Source organism: Rhizobacter sp., from assembly GCF_031412495.1.
In the GTDB taxonomy this organism is placed as follows: domain Bacteria; phylum Pseudomonadota; class Gammaproteobacteria; order Burkholderiales; family Burkholderiaceae_C; genus Schlegelella_A.
The window spans coordinates 1-2,992 of sequence record NZ_JANODC010000155.1; the positions used below are offsets into that span (position 1 = coordinate 1).

General features: G+C 71.9%; 3 protein-coding genes. All 3 read left to right on the top strand.

Features of this window, described 5'->3' with window-relative positions:
• Window positions 1-308 precede the first annotated feature (308 nt).
• Window positions 309-1,274: an AAA family ATPase gene (locus AC30N0_RS05620; RefSeq protein ID WP_489516945.1), complete on the top strand. Its 966-nt coding sequence runs from the start codon at window positions 309-311 to the stop codon at window positions 1,272-1,274.
• Window positions 1,264-2,433 carry a vWA domain-containing protein gene (locus tag AC30N0_RS05625; RefSeq protein WP_489516946.1) on the top strand — a complete coding sequence of 390 codons (1,170 nt, stop codon included), beginning with the start codon at window positions 1,264-1,266 and terminating at the stop codon, window positions 2,431-2,433. Before AC30N0_RS05620 ends, AC30N0_RS05625 begins: the two co-directional genes overlap by 11 nt.
• A gap of 12 nt (window positions 2,434-2,445) precedes the next feature.
• Window positions 2,446-2,992 (top strand): SRPBCC family protein (locus tag AC30N0_RS05630; protein WP_489516947.1); only part of this gene is annotated, 547 nt, incomplete at its 3' end.

The following is a 2,992-nucleotide window of genomic DNA, read 5'->3' on the forward strand; positions in this document are numbered from 1 at the left end:
CTGCTCCGCTCATGTCCCCCGTCCCCAGCCTGGCCGCTGGGGCCTCCTCCTTTACTTCGCAGCGCAGCGCGCCCCACCATCCCGATCCTGCAGCGCCCTCTCCCCAGCGGTGACGGTAGCCGGTCGGGTCGAGGGCATTGGGTGGCCGACGCAGTGAAGTAAAGGAGGAGGTCCGAGGCGGCGCCTCGGACCGGGGGACATGAACGGAGTCGGCCACCCGATGGCCTCCGCCCCGTGCTTGAACATCAGGATAGGACCCACTGGCCCGCCCAACCCCAGGGCCCGCCAGAATAAGCTCGAGCTCACACATGACGCCGCATCCCGCAACTCCCACCTCCGTCGACGCCGTCCTCGAGCTGCTGGCCGGCGAGAACTACGTCGCCGACCGGCGGCTGGCGACGTCGGTCTTCCTGGCGCTGACGCTGAAGCGGCCGCTGTTCGTGGAGGGCGAGCCGGGGGTCGGCAAGACGGAGCTGGCGAAGACGCTGGCACGGGCGCTGTCGACGCTGCTGCTGCGTGTGCAGTGCTACGAGGGGCTCGACGTGGCGCAGACCGCCTACGAGTGGAACGTGGCGCGGCAGATGATGGAGATCCGCCTGGCCGAGGCGGCGCACGAGGTGAGCGATGCGACATCGCGCGAGCGCCTCGGCAAGAGCCTCTACTCGCGCGCCATGCTGATCGAGCGGCCGCTGCTGCAGGCGTTGACGCAGGAGCGTTCGCCGGTGCTCCTGATCGACGAGCTCGACCGCGCCGACGAGCCGTTCGACGCCTTCCTGCTCGAGGTGCTGGCCGAGAACCAGCTGACCATTCCCGAGCTCGGCACCGTGAAGGCGGAGCCGGGCGCGACGCCGATCGTCGTCATCACCAGCAACCGCACGCGCGAGATCCACGATGCGCTCAAGCGGCGCTGCCTGTACCACTGGGTCGACTACCCGGACGCTGCGCGCGAGATGGATATCGTGCGCATCCGCGCCCCGGGCGCCTCGGAGCGGCTGTACGCGCAGGTCGTCCATTTCGTGCAGCGGATGCGCAGCCTCGACCTGTTCAAGCCGCCCGGCATCGCCGAGACGATCGACTGGACCAACGCCCTGGTCGCGCTGAACGCGATGAGCCTGGCGCCGGAGAACGTCCGCGACACGCTCGGCGTGCTGCTCAAGCACCGCGACGACATCGCCAAGATGCAGGGCGGCGACGTTCACAAGCTGCTCGGCGAGCTGCAGGCGCTCGGCCGGGCGGCGGCCGACGGCGACCCGGCGGCGCCGGATGCTCGCTGACAACGTCGTCCACTTCGCGCGCCTGCTGCGCAGCGCCGGCCTAGCGGTCGGCCCGGATCGCGTCCTGGCCGGGCTCGAGGCCATCGAGGCGGTGGGGCTCGGCCGCCGGGACGACGTGCACGCCGCGCTCTCGGCCGTGATGCTTGACCGGCACGAGCAGCAGGCCCTCTTCGACGCCGCCTTCGCCGCCTTCTGGCGCGACCCGAAGCTGCTCGAGCAGATGTTGGCGCAGCTGCTGCCAAAGATCACCGGGCGAGGCGACCGCCTGCGCCCCGCGCGCCAGGCCCGCCTCGCCGACGCCCTGGCACCGCCGCGCGAGTCGTCGCCGGCGCCGCGCACGGACGATCGGCGAGAGCAGCTGGACTTCGAGGCCAGCATCACCTTTTCCGACCGCGAGCGCCTGCAGAGCGCGGACTTCGAGTCGATGACCGCAGCCGAGTTCGAGCTGGCGAAGAAGCTCGCCGAGGAAGTGCCGCTGCCGGTCGCGCCGGTGCGGCGCCGCCGCCATGCGACGAGCAATCGCGGCCGAGTCGACCTACGCGCCACGATGCTGGCGATGGTGCGCCAGCCGCACACGCTCGTGCCCCGCTTCAGGCAGCCGCGCACGGAGCTGCCGACGATCGTCGTCCTGCTCGACGTCTCCGGCTCGATGGACCGCTACGCGCGCCTCATGCTGCACTACCTGCACGGGCTGACCCGGCGCTACCTCAAGGTGCACACGCTGACCTTCGGCACCCGCCTCACCAACATCACGCGGGCCCTGCGCAACCGCGACCCGGACCAGGCGATGGCGCTGGCCAGCCGGCAGGTCGAGGACTGGAAGGGCGGCACGCGGATCGCCTCCTGCCTGGACGAGTTCAACCACCTGTGGGCGCGGCGCCTGCTCGGCGCCAACGCCGCGCTGCTGCTCGTGACCGACGGCCTCGACCGCGACGACACCGGCGACCTGAGCCGCGCCGCCCGCCAGCTGCGCCTGTTCGCGCGGCAGATCGTCTGGCTCAACCCGCTGCTGCGCTTCGACCGCTTCGAGCCGCGCGCGGCCGGCGTGCGCGCCATCCTGCCGAATGTCGACCGTTTCCTGCCGGTCCACAACCTGGCGAGCCTGGCCGACCTGGCGCTGGCGCTGAAGACCCCACCCGCGCCGCGCCGGGCGGCATAGCAGAATCGGCGCATGGAACTCAAGGGTGAACGCCTCATCGCCGCGCCGCTGGCCACGACCTGGACGGCGCTCAACGATCCCGACACGCTGAAGGCCTGCATCGCCGGCTGCGAGTCGCTCGAGCGCACCGGGCCGGACGCCTTCGCCGCGGTGGTCGCCATCAAGATCGGTCCGGTCAGCGCGCGCTTCCGGGGCAACCTGCGCATGACCGACGTGAGCCCGCCGAACGGCTACACCATCCACTTCGACGGACAGGGCGGCGCGGCCGGGTTCGGCAAGGGCTCGGCCGACGTGAAGCTCGTCGCCGAGGGCGAGGCCGCGACGCGGCTGGCCTACCTGGCGCGCGCCACGGTCGGCGGCAAGATGGCGCAGATCGGCTCGCGCCTCGTCGACGCCACGGCGGCCAAGATCACCGACTACTTCTTCAAGGCCTTCGAGGCGACGGTGCGTCCCGGCATGTCGGCCGACGTTGCAGCGGCGTCGCCCCCGACCGCGCGCGCGAGCGGCGCGGTACCCGCCGCACGGCGCCCCGCGCCGGCCGGTACGCTCGGCTGGGCGC

What these genes read in the sequence shown, in the direction of transcription:
- AC30N0_RS05620 (WP_489516945.1), top strand. Translation starts at nt 309, where the DNA reads ATGACGCCGCATCCCGCAACTCCCACCTCCGTCGACGCCGTCCTCGAG.
- AC30N0_RS05625 (WP_489516946.1), top strand. Translation starts at nt 1,264, where the DNA reads ATGCTCGCTGACAACGTCGTCCACTTCGCGCGCCTGCTGCGCAGCGCC.